Annotated in this window: 12 protein-coding genes and 1 tRNA gene; 4 read left to right on the top strand and 9 right to left on the bottom strand. The window is 56.2% G+C overall.

The window, feature by feature from the left end; genetic code table 11:
- Positions 1-212: 212 nt before the first annotated feature.
- From ACN0WX_RS03990 to ACN0WX_RS03955, 8 genes are all read right to left on the bottom strand, one after another.
- Complete coding sequence (locus ACN0WX_RS03990; protein ID WP_417620974.1) at positions 213-2,807, bottom strand: DEAD/DEAH box helicase; 2,595 nt, start codon at positions 2,805-2,807, stop codon at positions 213-215.
- 3 nt (positions 2,808-2,810) lie between these two features.
- On the bottom strand, positions 2,811-4,940 hold the full coding sequence (locus ACN0WX_RS03985; RefSeq protein ID WP_417620973.1) for a site-specific DNA-methyltransferase: 2,130 nt from the start codon (positions 4,938-4,940) through the stop codon (positions 2,811-2,813).
- Positions 4,941-5,060: 120 nt separating this feature from the next.
- Positions 5,061-5,984, bottom strand: a complete 924-nt coding sequence (locus ACN0WX_RS03980) for a site-specific integrase (protein WP_417620972.1) — start codon at positions 5,982-5,984, stop codon at positions 5,061-5,063.
- 174 nt (positions 5,985-6,158) lie between these two features.
- Positions 6,159-6,638: a helix-turn-helix domain-containing protein gene (locus tag ACN0WX_RS03975; RefSeq protein ID WP_417620971.1), complete on the bottom strand. Its 480-nt coding sequence runs from the start codon at positions 6,636-6,638 to the stop codon at positions 6,159-6,161.
- A gap of 5 nt (positions 6,639-6,643) precedes the next feature.
- A complete protein-coding gene (locus ACN0WX_RS03970) occupies positions 6,644-6,811 on the bottom strand; it encodes a helix-turn-helix domain-containing protein (RefSeq protein WP_417620970.1) in 168 nt (55 codons plus the stop codon).
- A gap of 106 nt (positions 6,812-6,917) precedes the next feature.
- Positions 6,918-7,640: a hypothetical protein gene (locus ACN0WX_RS03965; RefSeq protein WP_417620969.1), complete on the bottom strand. Its 723-nt coding sequence runs from the start codon at positions 7,638-7,640 to the stop codon at positions 6,918-6,920.
- A 41-nt stretch (positions 7,641-7,681) separates the two neighbouring features.
- Entirely contained in the window at positions 7,682-8,905 is a 1,224-nt protein-coding gene (locus ACN0WX_RS03960; protein WP_417620968.1) for a tyrosine-type recombinase/integrase, read from the bottom strand.
- A 166-nt stretch (positions 8,906-9,071) separates the two neighbouring features.
- Positions 9,072-9,158, bottom strand: a tRNA-Leu gene (locus tag ACN0WX_RS03955).
- Positions 9,159-9,397: 239 nt separating this feature from the next.
- On the opposite strand from ACN0WX_RS03955, the gene ACN0WX_RS03950 reads away from it, so the two are divergent.
- Positions 9,398-10,351 (top strand): complex I NDUFA9 subunit family protein, encoded by a 954-nt coding sequence (locus ACN0WX_RS03950; RefSeq protein ID WP_417620967.1) that lies wholly within the window; start codon positions 9,398-9,400, stop codon positions 10,349-10,351.
- Positions 10,352-10,358: 7 nt separating this feature from the next.
- Here ACN0WX_RS03950 and ACN0WX_RS03945 read toward each other — a convergent pair whose 3' ends face one another.
- Positions 10,359-11,153, bottom strand: coding sequence for an undecaprenyl-diphosphate phosphatase (locus ACN0WX_RS03945; protein WP_417620966.1), 795 nt, complete (start codon positions 11,151-11,153; stop codon positions 10,359-10,361).
- Positions 11,154-11,422: 269 nt separating this feature from the next.
- Here ACN0WX_RS03945 and ACN0WX_RS03940 point away from each other — a divergent pair, with 269 nt between their 5' ends.
- From ACN0WX_RS03940 to gltB, 3 genes are read left to right on the top strand one after another with little or no spacing between them, the layout of a single operon-like run.
- Positions 11,423-12,877: an NAD(P)-dependent oxidoreductase gene (locus ACN0WX_RS03940; RefSeq protein WP_417620965.1), complete on the top strand. Its 1,455-nt coding sequence runs from the start codon at positions 11,423-11,425 to the stop codon at positions 12,875-12,877.
- 5 nt (positions 12,878-12,882) lie between these two features.
- Entirely contained in the window at positions 12,883-13,647 is a 765-nt protein-coding gene (locus ACN0WX_RS03935; protein WP_417620964.1) for a DUF2059 domain-containing protein, read from the top strand.
- A gap of 54 nt (positions 13,648-13,701) precedes the next feature.
- On the top strand, positions 13,702-18,228 hold the full coding sequence (gene gltB / locus ACN0WX_RS03930) for a glutamate synthase large subunit (protein WP_417620963.1): 4,527 nt from the start codon (positions 13,702-13,704) through the stop codon (positions 18,226-18,228).
- Positions 18,229-18,280: the final 52 nt, after the last annotated feature.

Raw genomic sequence — 18,280 nt, 5'->3', positions numbered from 1 at the left:
CAGATGGCACCCCGGATCGTCAATGGGTCCGATTTTCCAATGGCAGCAAGCTTCTAAATTTAGATATTCTGGATTGATGCATTAACTCTGCTTACACCGCAGGAGCATTATCCAATGGTGCCAGAAGAGGACTCGATTTTATCAAATAAGTTATTGATATACATTACTTATCTAAATTTGATTTTGAAGTTGGCCCCCAATATGGCCCCCATCTAACCTCCGTAGACGACACTCAACGCATCGAGATAGGCTTCTTTCGCGCTAGTCACGCGGCGCACCAGCTCCCTCACATCCGCAGTCTTTAGGTCAAGCACTCGGTAGCTGCCATCGACCTTGGCAACCGCTTCAATGCGGCCAAAGTGCGCTCCGTGCTTTTCCGTGTAATCGGCAAGCCCCCGCAACTTTGGCAGGCTGTCAGCCAGATGCTCCCCGTGCGGGTCAATAATGTCGACCACAATGCCTTCTGGCCCATGTTCGCTAAAGAAGAGGAAGTCGGGGCGCATAATCTCGGTGTTGCCAGCATAGTCGTAAACAATGCCAAGCGAGTCCTGACTGGTGCGCGGCGGGTTTCGATACCAGCCGACACGGCCCTGTATCTCCATCTCGACGGATTGAACCTTGGTTTCCCACTCGTTCAAAAGGTCCGGGAACAAACTCGCATCATCGCAAAGCAAGTGTGACTTGAACCGGGGCAGATCGGTTTCTTGCCCACCTTCAAGCACCTTGGACGGCTGGAGCCGCGAGCCGGGTTTCGCCAGCCGCACATCAAACGGCATGGCGCTTAGCTCACTAATCTCCCGATAGGCTTCTTGGCGCTTATCACTTAGCTTTGCGATAGCAGCCTGATACTTGCTCAACCATTCATTGGCCAAGGCTTCCGCCGCCTGCTCCAGCCGCACTTTCACCGCATCGATCAGCCCTAGAGCCGCAATGTCGGTATGGGCATCAATCAATGCCTCTTCTTCGTCCTCTGCGTTATCATTCTGCTTTGCCAGATGCTCGCTGTAGCTTGTGGCCAGATCGGGACTGATGATCCGTCCGGCCCGCCGATACGCGTCTTCGATAACCGCGTAGTCGGCCGCCTCCACGAAGTCATCAAAACTTGTCCCCCCACTAGCAATGTCGGCTGTCAGGGTCTTACCTTCGACAGTGATCACGTCCTTGCGTGCCTTGGCAATGTCGCCAGCCAAATCGCTGCGCAGCCCGTCCAGAACCTTGTGCAACGCCTTGTGAGCGGCTTTGCCCGCATCGGGCAAAAGACTGTCCTGCGCCAGCTCGTGGGCCAAAGCAGTAAGCCGCTTGACTGGGCGAGCGGTCTTCTTTGGCAAGGATTGGGAAGGCAGGGAAACGAACTTGTCCCAGACCACTTGCGGGATCGCAGGATTGGGCAACAGGTCGACCGGCTGGATCAGCACCCGCGTCAGCGGAGTGTCACCTTCAGCATCGCCGCCAGACATGATGGCATTGGCAACAGCTTCGACCGCAACCTTGTCGAACTTGGGCAACAGGCAATCGACCGCGTTAAGCTGGTCATTGCCCGGAATGCGCCGCGCCAGCGGTGAGCGTACCATCCGGCCCAGCAGCTGAGTGATATGCGTCCGGTCGCTCGCAGCCCTAAAGGACACCATCACTTCGGCGCGCGGGCAGTCCCAGCCGGTGCTGATCGCGTCCTTGGCTATCAGGATGCGCACGTCATCGCGTTCCTGCACCCGCTCCGGTTCGATGTAAGGCACCGAGTGACTGCCAAACAGCTCCGTCCGGTGTTCTCCAAGCACGTTGGCAACGCAGTCTAGCGGCAAGTCCGGCCACGTCTCGAAGATCGTATCGAGCCAGCGCCCAATATCATTGGGATCGGGATTGTTTGGCACCTGAAGCACCATCAACGGCTGGACCGTTTCGCCTTGCCCCTGATCCGCGCCGTAATCGGCCCATGCCTTCGACATGGCACGCAACCGCTCGGTCCCCCGTCGCAATAGCACGGTCGTGAAGTCGCCCGTTTCATCGGGCACGTCTAACTTGATCGTGTCCTTAATCAGACCGCTATCCTGAACCTTTTTGGAATCTACCTCAACATTGGGCAGGGTGCTGCGCCCCGTCATCCCCTGCATGGCATCATTAAACCGCTGCACGGTCGCGGAAATGCCCCAGACAATCGGAATGCCAGGAACGGCACCGGTGCCATTGATAAGCTGCTTTACGATGGTGGGCTTGCCTTGCACACCACTATTACCGCCCTCGCGCATCCCACGATGCGCTTCGTCTAGCACCAGATAGAGCGTCAATTCTGGATCTTCTATAGTGTTCTGGATCGTGTCCCAGATCGTGTGGGATCGCAGATCGGGCATCAACCGCTCACCCGAATCGGTCTTTTCCAGCCCCTCATCATCAGGATCGTGCCCGCGCACCAGCAAACTTTTCTTGCCCAGTTTTTGCGTGTTGAGGAAATAGACCTTCCCCGGATCGAACCGTTCCCGGCTGAAGGTGTTTTCGACTGTCACCAGATCGGAAACCGTGAGCTTGTCGGCCGCCTGAAAAAGCCGCCACTTGGATTGCTCATTCAATGACGGATCATCGCTGAACCAGATCACGACCGCACCCGGATCGGCTTCGAACTCGTGATCGTCATTGCCGTAGAACAACGACTCGAACACAGCCGCTGCCATCACGGTCTTGCCCGCTCCGGTCGTGGCTGTGAGTGAAAAGGCGTGCGAGTCCTTGTCTTCGTGCCAGCGCTTGCGCGCCTTTTTCAGCCGGTCAAGCACTTCTGCCACGGCTTCGTCCTGATAATCCTTGAGCGTGAACTTCATGGTCTAGCGCCCCATCGAAAAGCGAAAATTGGTGAGATAGGATTCATACAGCCGCACCGGCTCGACCGTTTCGGGCAATTGCCGCACGACCGATTGGAAGCGCCGCTCATCATCGGTGACAATATAGGCGATGCGAATGCTGTCCTTGCCGTGGATCGCTTCGGCAAAGGGTGCCGCCTGATCCAGATCGGTCAGCAGGCCATAGCAATCGACTACGCCCCAGCCGTTTGTCGGCAGTTTGTCGATCCGGCTTCCCTCGCTCCCAGCGCGCATCCACAGCAGCGGGGCGATGCGCTCGAAGGCACGGTTATGGCTGACTGCAACCGGCGTTTCGTAGGTCAGCGTGAAGAACTCAGCATTTTCCTCAAAGCCATCGGCCATCGGAAACTCGTCTGTAAATTTGTAATCGCCTTTGACAAGCTGGCCGTCCGGGGTTTGGCCTGTGATCGCAGCATTGATGCGGGGCTTGGTAATGTAATCGCAAATACCCCATTGCTCCCAAGAGAGATCGCCGGGGCGCAGCCCATCCTTGCGGAGCTTCGCTTGCTCATCTGCACCAACTTCATTGTTTGTCACCGAGATGCATTGTCGCCTTCCGCCATCCTGCTTGTTTAAGCGCATGACCGCGTGGGCAGTTGTTCCGGAGCCTGAGAAAAAGTCTAAGACCTTTGCATTGAGCTTTTTAGAAACGAAGAAGCGTAGCGTGTCTTCAACGGCATACAGCGACTTGGGGAATGGGAATTTTCGAGATGGAATGAAGTTTTTTAGGAGGTTCGTGCCTCCCTGCTCTGCGTTGTGGGATGGTATCCGCCATTGAGTGCCCGGAATAAACGTAGGCTGATAGGCGGCATCATCTACAATGATCGAATTATCTTGCCTGTGGCCAATAATCGGGAACACTCCAGCCTCCACCTTCTTCTGCTCGCCCTTTTTCAAGTAAGTGACAGCAGTAGACGAACCGCGCCATTTCCCCAGTTTGGCATACCCTTTCTTGATCAAGGCCCTAAGACTCTCCGCGCTATTCTGCCAATTTCCTTCACTCTGATCCGACCGAATTGGCCACACAGCTTCGCAGCCTTCAGGGGGCGAAACTTCATGCCAATCGTCTGAGAAGTTAGCCTCACCGACCGAATGAAATTCTGGTCCTTCTTCGCCATTCAGAACGAAAATTGGATAAAATTGATTAGGGCTGTCTTCGCGTTTGGTGTTCGACCCAGACCTTAACAGTTCTGCCCATCGTAGCTTCGATGCGCGGCGGTCGTTTGTGACTTTCCACTCAGTGCCCAGCTGCGTTGGTGATGGTGAGGCCGACCCAAACATTACAAAGAAAAGATATTCGTCAGTCCGCCCGAACTCTGAAGCCCTAGTGGCCCCTTTTGGGTTAATGACACTCGATACCATCTGAATATTAGCGTCAGGAAAAGTCTGCTCCAGCAGCAATCCCAACCGCAGGAACTCCTTCTCGTCTATGGTTACGATAAGCACCGAACATTCCCGGTTCAGAAGTTCCCGCGCTACGAAGAGGCGACGCTCCATCATCGCCAACCACTTGGAATGGCGATACTGATCGTCGCCTTCAACAAAGCGGTTGTTGTATTTCCAATCCTTCGCGCCGCTGTTGTATGGCGGGTCGATATATATCACATCCACCTTGCCACGATGGGTGAAGGTCAACGCCTCCAGCGCGTGAAAATTCTCGCCATTGATTACCGTGTGAAACGGCTTGTCTTCGCCCCGCTCGACCTTCCCGGTGCTGACAAGACCGGGATAGATGTAGTCCCGAAACTCGGCGACTACGACCAGATCGGCAACTGACGCTTCGGCTTGCTCAGGCTCATCGGTGTAAAGCAGAGACAGGCTGGCCATACGCTCATCCCCCTTGCCCGCAAAGCTCGTTACCTTCCATAGCCGCTGATCGCCCTTCTTGGTCGATCCGCGTTCGGGCAGGATGCGTACCTTGTCGCCCTTGCGGATCGGGCGACCGGGAAGCTCAACATTCTCCGGGCGGTGCCGCTCAAAATTCAACCCAAACGACCGGCGCGAAGATAGCGCCTTGAACTCGCGCTCCAGCTCCCGCCCCAGATCGGCATCCTTGGCCTTCGCCTTGGTAATCAGATCAGTTAGACGCGACATTCGCTACTTTCATAATTCAAACCAAAACTAACCTTTGATTGCCGCACGCTTTGAAACTCCCTTATCAGGAATGGTGCCTAGCATCATGTTCGGCTGGGTTCCAAGCGGCATTAACTCGTGTCAGTCTTTATTGTGTGCTCTCATGAGTTCGGCAATTTTATTCGCTAGCTCGTCGTCCTTGCTCGTTTCCTTAGGTTTGCCAAGTTGACGGATCAATTCCGCCTGTTTGTGCGGTGGCACGCTGCCATAGCTGGTTAATGTCGTTGAAACCTGCTCGTGGCCAAGATTCTGTGACCATGATTTAAATTCTTCCACCGTGGTGCAAATCCGTTCGCCAAGCTGAACGAGTGTATGGCGAAAACTGTGTGGATTGAAATAGGGCAAGCCAGCCGCTTCGAACGCGGCCTTAAAAATATCTCGGATTGGCCCCGCGCTTTTCCAACCTTGGCGACTGAGGCCGACAGGAACAAAGCCGCCTTCCGGCCCCAAGCCAATTTCGGTTTTGGGGAATAGCGGGTCATCTTCCCCCCAAAGCAGCGTATCGCGCAAATGCTCGCACCAGCCGGTTACGATTTCCAGCGCATCGCCGCCAACCGGGAAGAACCAGGTCGAAAAAGATTTGGATGCCTTTGTGCGGACATCTCGGGCGTCTTGGTGCACAACACCTTCAGCGAGATCGATATGTTTCAACCGCAACGACGACAGCGCACCGTCGCGCGCACCGGTAAGAATTGCTAAGGCTATCAGGGCGCGGTTGCGTAGTTCGATGTCGCTATCGGCTGGCATAGACGCAAGAACATGATGGATTTGCTCCAATGTCGGAACAGGCTTTTGACGGCTGGCCTTGGCAATGCGGACATCCTTGTCCGAGAGATTGAAATATTGCGCATCATCATATGCCAGTTTCGATTTGTAACCCGGCTGGCCAGCAAGCCAGATAAAAAAGGCTTTGAGTGCCGAAAGCGTAGAATGAACGGTAGCGCGGCTTAAAGGCTTACCTGTTTGCACTGAATTTTGGGTGTCCAGTTTCTTTTTGAACGCCATCGCCTGTTGCTTATGGAATTTGCGAAAGTCTTTGTGCCCGTTGACTTCTTCAAAGCGCGAAAGCGCCTTGGCAACCGTATCGATTGAGCTTTCATCCCGGCGCATCGCCTCTTTCAAATATTGGAAATATTCCCGCTTGATCCGGGTGTTTGCTGCGTTGTGCTTTGCCATGGTTTATTGCTCCGTCATTTTGTCACAATTTAGGGAAGGTTCTGTCCGCTCTATTAGGCTTGCCGGTGCTTCCCTTATTTGAACGTCTAAATTTGGCATCACGGCCTCGATTGAAGCCAGCGCAGTCCGCCGGTGCATGAAGGTTTCGCAATCAGCGCACATGGCCTTCAGATTGCCGGATTTGGCATTCATCGGCACATATTCCACCATGCCTAATGCTGGCGGACGTGGTTCACGGCATTTGAAGCAATAAATTGTTCCGGGCGGGCATGGGCGCTTTGCAGCCTTGCGCCGCTTTTCCAACCAGTCGCGCAATTCACTGCCTAGTATCAAGATCGGCCGAGTTTCGTGCACAGTCGGCAATCCTGCCTTAATCCAGTTCCGAACTGAGCCTTTGTGCACACGAAGCGTTTGCGCCGCCTCTTCAACAGAATAGGAGCGATGCAACTTGGCAAGGCGCGGATTGATCCGCTTGCCGGGCATAGGAATTACTCTTGGCTATCGATCAGGTGACGAATGGATGCGGTCTTGATCAAATGCCGCCGTCCAAATTTGACCGTTTCCAGCCGACCTTCCTTGATAAGCACATAAATTGATGTGCGGCCCAAGCCCAAAGCTTTCGCCGCGCCGGTAATTGAGATTGTAACGGGTTCCATAACCTTTTCTCCAGTTTGACCGCTCACGTTCAAGCGGGTTCTGGAGTCAGTTTCTACGGACGTCGTGAATAGTTTACCGCCGATAAGAGGCGATAAGGAGCGGAAACTAGTTTTCAGCCACGTCCAGCCGTTGCCAAAGCAACCGCGCGCGTTTTCGAACAGTACTATCTGCCGCTGAATGTCCGTTACTTTCCAACCAATCCATCATGGCCTTTTCGATATCGGCTTGTCGCTTTGGATTGAGGTCGCCTTCGTAAAGCAACGTGGCAATCGTAGCCCACATTTCATCCCAGTGCTCGGCGGCTGGCCTACCACCCTTGTTTTTTGTCACTTCGTTTTTCGGAATCAAAGCCGACCGTTTTTCAGATAGACCATAGCGCGCCATCTCAATTGGTTCGGGTCTAGTGAAACTAAACCGCCGCAAATCTTTCAAGCGCTTCAAATGGCCCTCGACCGATAAAAATTGAAGGTTGATAGCGCTAGCGACGGCGGAATTGGGATTTCCCGCTGTGCAAACCCCGTAAATCTTGTCGTCTTTCAGGTTTCGCATCATCATAGTCGAAAGCTGCATATGGCCTTCTTCGTATATAGCAAAAGCTTCGATTTCCATCGATACATCCGCAATTGCGTCCAGCGTGCTAGACACATAACTTTGACCGACAGTATCAAAAATCTCGACGTGTCGCTTGAGGGTAGCGCCGCTATTCAAACAGCCTTTCGCCGCATGATCAGTGTGAAGATGACGGACTTTTTCCCGGATATCCTTTTCGGCACGCAACAAAGCATCAGCGAGAATTAATCGTATCTGTTGGCGTTGTTCAGAGTTCACCAGATATTGATATTAAATTGTCGACTAGAAAGCCAGTCGTTTCAATTGTGAGTTACACTCGGAAATTGTACAACCTCGCCGCCGTCCCGCAGAGTTTTTAGATAGTCGCTCCACCATTGCGCCATTTGAACACGCTCATCCCAATGCTTACCGCGATGGTATGCGCCGCGCGTTGCATTGCCATCCTTATGGGCCAAGGCCCGCTCGATAGCGTCCGCGCTCCATTTCCCGCATTCGTTCAACAATGTGCTCGCCATTGAGCGAAATCCATGCGCTGTCATTTCTTTGCCCGAATACCCGAGCCGCCGAAGAGATGCATTGATTGTATTTTCTGACATCGGACGATTACCCGGATAGAGCGAGGAAAAAACATATTTTTGCCCTTCGCTAATGACTTTCGCGGATTCCAGCAATTCCAATGCCTGCAATGAAAGTGGAACAACATGCGGGTCGCGCATCTTCATTTTTTCGGCCGGTATCGTCCAGATTGCCTTTTCCAAATCAAATTCTTGCCATTCCGCGCGTCGCAATTCACCCGGACGCACAAACACATGGGGGGTCAATTTTAGCGCGATGCATGTCAGAGGCTGGCCTTGATAACCATCGATGGCGCGCAACAATTCGCCAACGGCCTTTCGCTCTATTATCGCGCTATGGTGCGTCACTTTGGGTGCCACCAATGCGCCTCTCAGCAGATTGGAAGGATCGGCGGTCGCGCGTGATGTCGCCACCGCATATCTGAAAACCCTGCCAGCAAACGATCTCATACGGCGTGCTGTTTCCAAATGTCCTTTAGCTTCAACCTTTTGGAGACATTCGAGCAAGTCGGCTGGTGTGATGTCGATTATCGGTCGATTTCCAATATCGTTTTCAAGCAGCGACAACAGCCAGCGCGTTTTCTTGATCGTAACAGCCGCACGGCCTTCTTTTGCCGATTTGTCGATAAATTCGTCGGCAATTGCCTTAAACGTGTTCGCTGCATTTCGTTTGGCTGACCTTGCCTGTTCAAGCTTGACGCTTGCAGGGTCCGCTCCGTTTGCCAGCAACGTCCTTGCTTCGTCGCGCCTTTTCCGGGCCTCTTTCAATGTAACATCTGGATAGACGCCCAACGAAAGCTTCTTTTCCTTACCCAATATTCGATATTTGAGCCGCCAAAGCTTTCCGCCACTAGGCTGAAGCAGCAAGAACAGCCCTCTTTCATCAAAAAGCTTGATGGGTTTCGGGCCATGTTTAGCTGCTTTAATCGCTGTATCCGTTAACGCCATCTGGGGGCCACTCCTATTGGTTCAAATACCAATGGCCCCCAACGTGGCCCCCAAAAGATCGTGATTGCACACGAACACGGGCGGACGTCAACGGTCATTTAAGGAGAATTTTTAGCAGTTTTACAGGGGTTTTGCAAGCTTTGACGAACACTTGCGAACGTATATCTGGTGCCCAGAAGAGGACTCGAACCTCCACATCCTTGCGAATACTAGCACCTGAAGCTAGCGCGTCTACCAATTCCGCCATCTGGGCCCATGCAAGCAGCGTTCAAGTCAATGCTGCCTGATAGAGGCGGGCGATTAGCCGGTTCGTGGTTCCGCTGTCAATGATTCATATGGGCCATGGCGCGTCATCGCTGGCCGTCATCGTGAACCTCGCGCAAAAGCGCGGCGCTGTTGACCAAAATATGCTAGTCTGTACGGACAATCCGCTGTTGCGTCGTCCGCCGCGCTGGGGCAGAGGCGAAGCAGAAACCAACGCATGGGTGGAAAATGGACATGGATCTCGACGGAAAATTGATTTGCATATTTGGCGGCGGCGGCTTTCTTGGTCGCTATATCGCGCAATCCCTGCTGGCTCGCGGCGCGCGGCTGCGCATCGCCGAGCGCAATATCAAGAATGCCATGCATATCAAACCATTGGGCAATCTCGGCCAGACGCAACTTGTCAGTGCTGACGTGACCAAGGCGGACAGCATTGCCCGCGCGGTTCATGGCTGCGATGCGGTGGTCAATCTGGTCGGCATCCTGAAGGGCGATTTCGAGCGCATCCATGTCGCCGGCGCGCGGAATATTGCCGAGGCAGCCGCGGCAGCGGGATGTCGGTCTTTGTTGCACATGTCGGCAATTGGCGCGGATACCGCATCTGAGTCACGCTATGGCCGGAGCAAGGGTGAAGGCGAGCAGGCGGTTTTAAAGGCTTTCCCGAACGCGATTATTTTCAGACCCTCGATTGTTTTTGGCCGGGAAGATCAATTCATCAACCGCTTTGCCGCAATGATCCAGTTTCTGCCGATTGTTCCGATCATCGGTAGCGCCACCAAATTCCAGCCCATTTTTGTCGGAGATGTCGCCGATGCAGCCGCCGAAGCGCTGAGCCATCCGGAACTTTATGCCGGCCAGACATTCGAACTGGGCGGGCCTGAGGTGGTCAGCATGGGCGTCCTCAACCGGCGCATCGCGTCGATGACCGGTCGCGATCCGGTATTTGTCGAGGTTCCGGCTTTCGCCGCCAAGATCATGGCCACTATACTCGGACCGCTCCCGGGGGCGCCGATCACTGCGGATCAATATATGATGCTGCAGAAAGATAATGTCGTTTCGTCAGGTGCCAAGGGCCTGAACGCTTTTGGTGTCGCACCGACCCCGATCGCTGCGGTGACCAGCGGATGGATGGAGAAATATACCGCGCACGGTCGATTTGGTGCGCGCGCCAAAGCCAGCTAAAAACGAGCTAGAATAAGGCGAGCAGTGCAATGCCCATTGCCACCCGGTAGACAACAAAAACCATCATCGACGCCTTGCGCAAAAATTGCATCAGAAAGGCCATGGTCGCCAGCGCCGCAAGAAAGGTCATCGTGCCGGTTATAAGCGCTTCCTGGAGCAGCTCGGTGCTGGCCCCCATCAGATCAGGAATGATCAATACCCCGGCCCCGGCCACTGCCGGTATCGACAGCAGAAAAGAAAAGCGCGCCGCTTCCACCCGGCTATAGCCAAGGAAACGGGCTGCTGTCATCGTTACGCCCGAACGGCTGGTGCCCGGGATCAGCGCCAGCGCCTGGGCGAGCCCAACAATGATACCGTCTTTCAGCGTCAAATTCTCGAATGTCTTGACCTGCCGCCCCAACCGGTCCGCTATGCCAAGCAAGACGCCATAGACGATCAGGTTGACGCCCACCAGGGTGGTGCTGCGGAATCCGTCAAGATAGCCGCCAGTCTTCAGGAAAAGGCCGACAATGACCGCCGGGATTGTGCCGATGATGATCCACCAGAACAGGCGGCGTTCAGCCGGAGCATGTCCGAGACCTATTGACGCAAGTCCGCCGCGACCCAGCGTCCAGACATCCTTGAAGAAATAGGTGATGATCGCGAGCAGCGAACCGACATGCACGGCAATGTCAATCATCGGCCCCTGATCGGCATAGCCGGTGAACACCGGCAAGAGGATCAGATGGCCCGAAGAGGAAATCGGCAGAAATTCGGTGACGCCCTGCACAATCGCGAGGAGCAGCATTTGAATGAAAGTCATGGGCGTTCCATATGTTGGTTTGACGCGCAATAGCGTTTCGGATTGGGGATGTCGCGAAGAAATATAGGTCCGATACGGAACATATAATTCCGCAGCCGCCCGGCATCAATGGCGCTTGATGAGGCGCCACCCAATAGTAGGTCATAATAGCTGTCCTATAATCGAATTTGTGCGTGACTCCCGACCCCTTTTTGGCTATTTCTTCTTGCCCGCCCCGCACAGGAGGGCGGTAGCTGATAATCTTCACTTGCAGGAAACGAGCATCTGGCATGGCAAAACGCCCGCAGAAACTGGAAATGCTGAAATTTGTCGAGGACGGTCAGGCCTATCCCGAAAAGCGTGAAGCGAGACTGCGCGCCGAAGATTTTCAGGAAATCGCCGACAAATATGCACCGGAAAAGGCAGCGGAACAGGCGGCACGCTGCTCGCAATGCGGCGTGCCTTATTGTTCGGTCCATTGCCCGTTGCACAATCATATCCCCGACTGGCTGCGCCTGACCGCCGAGGGCCGGTTGCGCGAAGCCTATGAAATGTCGAACCTGACCTCGACCATGCCGGAAATCTGTGGCCGCATCTGCCCGCAGGACCGCTTGTGCGAAGGCAATTGCGTGATCGAATTTTCCGGCCATGGCGCGGTCACCATCGGCTCGGTCGAAAAATATATCACCGACACCGCCTGGGAAGAAGGCTGGGTCGAACCGCTGCAGCCGGGTCGCCCCAAGGGCCAGTCGGTCGGCATCATCGGTGCCGGACCAGCCGGCCTGACCGCCGCCGAATATCTGCGCGTCGCCGGCTATGATGTGCATGTCTATGACCGCCACGACCGCGCCGGCGGGCTGCTGACTTATGGTATTCCCGGCTTCAAGCTGGAAAAACATGTGATCATGCGGCGGGTGCAGCGGCTGAAGGACGGCGGTATCCAGTTCCATGAGAATTTCGAGGTAGGCCGGGATGCGACGCTCGAAAAATTGCGCGACAGGCATGACGCGATCCTGATCGCGACCGGTGTCTATCAGGCGCGCGCAATCCAGATGCCGGGCGTTGGTGCGCCGGGGGTCGAGGAAGCGCTCGATTTCCTGATCGCCTCCAACCGCAAGAGCTTCGGTGACGATGTGCCGGATTTCGACAATGGGAGATTCAACGCCAAGGGCAAGAATGTCGTCGTCATCGGCGGCGGCGATACCGCGATGGACTGCGTCCGCACCTCGATCCGACAGGGCGCCAAGTCGGTAAAATGTCTCTACCGCCGCGACCGCGCCAATATGCCCGGTTCGCAGAATGAAGTGCGCAATGCCGAGGAAGAGGGTGTCGAATTTGTCTGGCTGTCCGCTCCCAAAGCGGTCGAGGGCACCGATCATGTCACCGCGGTCCGGGCGAACAGAATGCGGCTCGGCGCGCCCGATGCCAGCGGCCGCCGCTCCCCCGAAGTGGAACCGGACAGCGATTTTACCGTCGAAGCGGACCTTGTGATCAAGGCGCTCGGCTTTGACGCGGAAGACCTGCCCCGACTGTTTGATTCGCCCGACCTGTCGGTCACGCGCTGGGGCACATTACGCGTCGACCACAAGTCGATGATGACCAATCTGGAAGGCGTGTTTGCCGCCGGTGACATTGTCCGCGGCGCCAGCCTGGTCGTCTGGGGCATCAGGGACGGCCGCGATGTGACCGAGCATATGCACCGGTTTCTGAAGGAGAAAAAGATGGCAGAAAGGGTTGCGGCATGAGGCGGGTGAAACCAACCTTTGTATTCCTGTTCCTGGCTATCACTTCCCTTTCGGGACAAATGGCCTGGGCCCAGACCACTACGGCGGAAGCCGCTGCCTCAGCCACGCATTCCATTGCATCAAGCCATTTTGAAGCAGCCTATAATATGGCCAGCCTGTCGGTCGGCGGGGTCAAGCTGAGCGCGGCAGCAAAGCAGGTGATGCACGACCAGATTCTGCAGGGCTTTTCACAAGATGCAGACTTTCAGGAACTCGAACAGGAATTTCCCGGCGTGACTGTCGCAATGGTCGATACATTCGTCCCCGTTGCAATCCGGCAAACAGAAGAAACCATGCCTGCGCTGATCGAGCGCCTTGCGAGGCTCTATGCCGAAAAAATGACCGCGGAAGAAATAGCCGTTGCAACAGAATGGTATTCCAGCCCCGCCTACTCCCGCATCAACGCGATAATGGAATCAAATATGGACCTGTCACAAATCATCCGGAAATCCATCGCCGATAGCGACAGTCAGGTGAGTGACAAGGATCTGGAGGCGATGAATCAGAATAGTGCGGCGCAATCTGTTTCTGCAATGGAGTTGGCGGACCGATCGGTCCTGATGCAATTTTCCGCAACATCGGCATTTGCCAAGATCGAAGCCCTGAAGCCGAAGTCACTGATGATCGAAGCGGAGTGGACCAACGAAGACAACCCGGATCATGACGCCGAACTGGAGAACCTCACGATCAGGGTTCTGGAAGAGTTTACCGGCATGGACTTGAGTGAATAACACGCTGGAACCTGCGCAAGTCAGCGCCGAGAACCGGCTGAAGAGAGAATATCGATGACCCTGCAATTTCCCACCCCCGAACATGAACGCCTCGCGCGCGAAGGCATGTACCGGCCGGAATATGAAACCGATGCCTGCGGCGTCGGCTTGGTTGCCGCAACCGACGGAAAGCCGTCGCGGCGGGTCGTGTCCTCGGCCATTGATGCGCTGAAAGCGGTCTGGCACCGGGGCGCGGTCGATGCCGATGGCAAGACCGGGGACGGGGCCGGCCTGCACGTCGATCTGCCCGAGCGATTCTTCGACGATGCGATTGCCGACAGCGGCCACAAGGTCCGCCCCAACCGGCTGGCCGTCGGCATGATCTTTCTGCCGCGCACCGACCTCAACGCGCAGGAAAGCTGCCGCACTATTGTCGAGGCCGAAATCATCGAGTCCGGCTATACGATTTACGGCTGGCGTCAGGTGCCGGTGGATGTGTCGGTGATCGGTCCGAAAGCGCAGAACACCCGCCCCGAGATCGAGCAGATCATGATCGCCGGACCAATGCCGGACCGGCAGGACGCCCGCGAATTCGAGAAGAATCTCTACCTCATCCGCCGCCGGATCGAGAAAAAGGTGATCGCGGCGCAGATTCAGGATTTCTATATCTGTAGCCTGTCCTGCCGCTCGATCATCTACAAGGGTCTGTTTCTCGCCGAATCCCTGTCGGTTTTCTATCCTGACCTGAACGACGACCGGTTCGAAAGCCGCGTAGCGATTTTCCACCAGCGCTATTCGACCAACACCTTTCCCCAATGGTGGCTGGCGCAGCCATTCCGCTGCCTGGCCCATAATGGCGAAATCAATACCATTCGCGGCAACAAGAACTGGATGAAGAGCCACGAGATCAAGATGGCGAGCCTTGCCTTCGGTGATCACAGCGAGGACATCAAGCCGGTGATCCCGGCAGGCTCGTCTGACACGGCGGCGCTCGATGCGGTGTTCGAAACCATCTGCCGGTCCGGCCGCGATGCGCCGACCGCCAAAATCATGCTGGTCCCGCAAGCCTGGCAGAATGATCCGGATATCGATCCGGCGCACCAGGCGATGTATGAATATATGGCCAGCGTGATGGAGCCGTGGGACGGCCCTGCTGCGCTGGCGATGACCGACGGCCACTGGGCCGTCGCCGGGGTTGATCGCAACGCCCTGCGTCCACTGCGCTATTCGCGCACGGCCGATAATTTGCTGATCATCGGTTCTGAATCGGGCATGGTTGTTGTGCCGGAAAGCCAGATTGTCGAGAAGGGCCGCCTCGGCCCCGGCCAGATGATCGCGGTCGACCTTGACGAAGGCGTCCTGTTCAAGGACCGCGAACTCAAGGACCGGATTGCCTCCGAGGAACCCTATGCCGATCTGGTCAAGGGATTCCAGACCGTCGACGACCTGCCCCCGGCACCGGAACTATCCGGCATGGGCTTTTCCAAGGAAGAATTGATCCGCCGCCAGACCGCTGCGGGCCATACGCTGGAGGATATGGAAATGATCCTCGCGCCGATGGTCGAGGACGCCAAGGAAGCGGTCGGCTCAATGGGAGATGATACACCGCTTGCCGTGATCAGCCTGAAGTCGCGCCAGGTCAGCCATTTTTTCCGCCAGAATTTTTCCCAGGTCACCAATCCGCCGATCGACAGCCTGCGCGAACGCCATGTGATGAGTCTGCGCACGCGCTTTTCCAATCTGGCCAATATCCTCGAGCAGGACAGCCAGAATGAGGATGTCATGGTGCTGGAAAGTCCGGTGCTCAGCTGCGCTCTGTGGGAGCGGCTGAAACTGGGCTTTGGGGATGCCGTCGCCGGGATCGACTGCACCATGAGCACCACCGGCGCCGCGATCGAGCTGCGCGACGCGCTGGCCAGGATTCGGGCGGAAGCGGAGCAGGCGGTCCGGGCCGGCAAGACCGAGATATTCCTCACCGACGAGGATATTGACGAAGACCGGATGGCAATCCCGATGGTTATTGCGACCGCCGCCGTGCACACGCATCTCGTCCGCAAGGGGCTGCGGTCCTATGCCTCAATCAATGTCCGGGCGGCCGAATGTCTCGACACCCATTGCTACGCCGTGCTGATCGGCGTCGGTGCGACCACGGTCAATGCCTATCTGGCAGAAGCGGCCATCGCCGACCGCCACAGCCGTGGTTTATTTGGTGACCTGACGCTGGATGCCTGTCTCGAACGGCACAAAAAAGCAGTCGATGATGGCTTGCTCAAGATCCTGTCGAAAATGGGTATTGCGGTTATTTCCAGCTATCGCGGCGGCTATAATTTTGAAGCCGTCGGCCTGTCACGGGCATTATGCAACGACCTGTTCCCCGGCATGCCGAGCAAAATATCCGGCGAGGGCTATGCCTCGCTGTTCATCAACGCGCAGGAAAAGCATGAGGAAGCCTTTGAACCGGCCGTCGTGCGCTTGCCGGTCGGAGGTTTCTACAAGCAGCGCGATGGCGGCGAAGCCCATGCCTATAGCGCCCATTTGATGCATCTTCTGCAATCGGCGGTCGCGCATGACAGCTATTCCACCTATCTCCAATTTTCGCAAGCTGTGCGCGAGCTGGAACCAATTTATCTGCGCGACCTGATGGAGTTCAACTATGCACCGGTGCCGGTGCCAATCGACGAGGTCGAGGCGATCACGGAAGTCCGCAAGCGTTTCAACACGCCGGGCATGTCGCTCGGCGCGCTCAGCCCCGAGGCGCACGAGACGCTCGCTATTGCAATGAACCGGATCGGAGCGAAATCCGTGTCGGGCGAGGGCGGCGAAGAAAAGCGCCGCTACAAGCCTTATGAAAATGGCGACAATGCCTCAAGCCCGATCAAGCAGGTGGCTTCCGGCCGCTTTGGCGTGAACTCGGAATATCTCGGCGCCTGCGAGGAAATTGAAATCAAGGTCGCCCAGGGCGCCAAGCCTGGTGAAGGCGGTCAGCTCCCGGGTTTCAAGGTCACCGAATTTATCGCGAAATTACGCCATTCGACGCCCGGCGTGACGCTCATCTCGCCGCCGCCGCATCACGATATCTACTCGATCGAGGATCTCGCCCAGCTGATCTATGATCTCAAGCAGATCAATCCGCGCGCGCAGGTTTGCGTGAAACTCGTTTCGTCGGCAGGGATCGGGACGATTGCAGCGGGCGTGGCCAAGGCCCATGCCGATATCATCCTGATCTCCGGCAATACCGGCGGCACCGGAGCAGCCCCGCAGACCTCGATCAAATTTGCCGGTACCCCCTGGGAAATGGGACTCTCGGAAGCCAATCAGGTGCTTACCCTCAACGGTCTGCGCCACCGGGTTAAATTGCGTACCGATGGCGGTCTCAAGACCGGCCGGGACATTGTCATCGCCGCAATACTCGGTGCCGAGGAATTCGGCATTGGCACGCTCAGTCTCGTCGCCATGGGCTGCATCATGGTACGGCAGTGCCACAGTAACACCTGCCCGGTGGGTATCTGCGTGCAGGACGAACGCCTGCGCGAGAAATTTACCGGTACGCCCGAAAAGGTAATCAATCTGATGACCTATATGGCGGAAGAAGTGCGCGAGATACTGGCACGCCTGGGCTATCGCTCGCTCAACGAGATTATCGGACGCACCGAGCTTCTGCGACAGGTGAGCCGCGGCGCAGAACATCTGGATGATCTCGACCTTAACCCGATCCTTGCCAAGGTCGATGCACGGGATGACCAGCGCAGCTTCCATATCGACACGCCGCGCAACGAAGTGCCGGACAGTCTCGACGCGGAGATGATCGACGATGCCCGGCCGGTGTTCGAGCGGCGGGAAAAAATGCAACTGACCTATACAGTGCGCAACACCCACCGCGCCGTTGGTACCCGTTTCTCCGCCGAGATCACGGCGAAATACGGCATGAGCACTTTGAATGAGGATCATGTCCATATCCGTCTGCGCGGGTCCGCCGGCCAGTCACTCGGCGCCTTTCTCTGCCAGGGGATCACGCTGGAAATATTCGGCGATGCCAATGACTATGTCGGCAAGGGCCTGTGTGGCGGCAAGATCGTCATCCGCCCGATGGTCAGTTCCCCGCTCGACAGCAAGGCCAATACCATCATCGGCAATACCGTGCTCTACGGTGCCACCGCCGGGCAGCTATACGCAGCCGGACAGGCGGGCGAGCGGTTCGCCGTGCGCAACAGCGGCGCCGATGTCGTGGTCGAGGGCTGCGGCGCCAATGGCTGCGAATATATGACCGGCGGCAATGCCGTCATCCTCGGCTCGGTGGGCAGCAATTTCGGCGCCGGCATGACCGGCGGCATGGCCTTCATTCTCGACACCGAAGGCGATTTCGAAAAACAGGCCAATGGCGAGAACATCGTCTGGCAGCGGCTCGACAGTGCTTATTGGGAAGCGCATCTGCTGGCTTTGATCGAGCGGCACCACAAGACCACGGACAGTAAATGGTCCGAAGCGATCCTGCGCGACTGGGATCGCTGGCGGGATCGCTTCTGGCAGGTCTGTCCAAAAGAGATGGTGAACCGGATTGAACATCCGCTTTCGGACAAGAAAGTGATCGAAGCAGCGGAATAGTCTGGCGCTTGTTGCACTTGTTTACATCAATGCCATCCTGGTTCAGATCGGG

Origin of the sequence: Parasphingorhabdus sp. (assembly GCF_048269915.1) — a bacterium.
GTDB lineage: Bacteria > Pseudomonadota > Alphaproteobacteria > Sphingomonadales > Sphingomonadaceae > Parasphingorhabdus.
The sequence above is the reverse complement of the archived record's forward strand: the minus strand, read 5'-3'. Positions and strand labels throughout refer to the sequence as shown.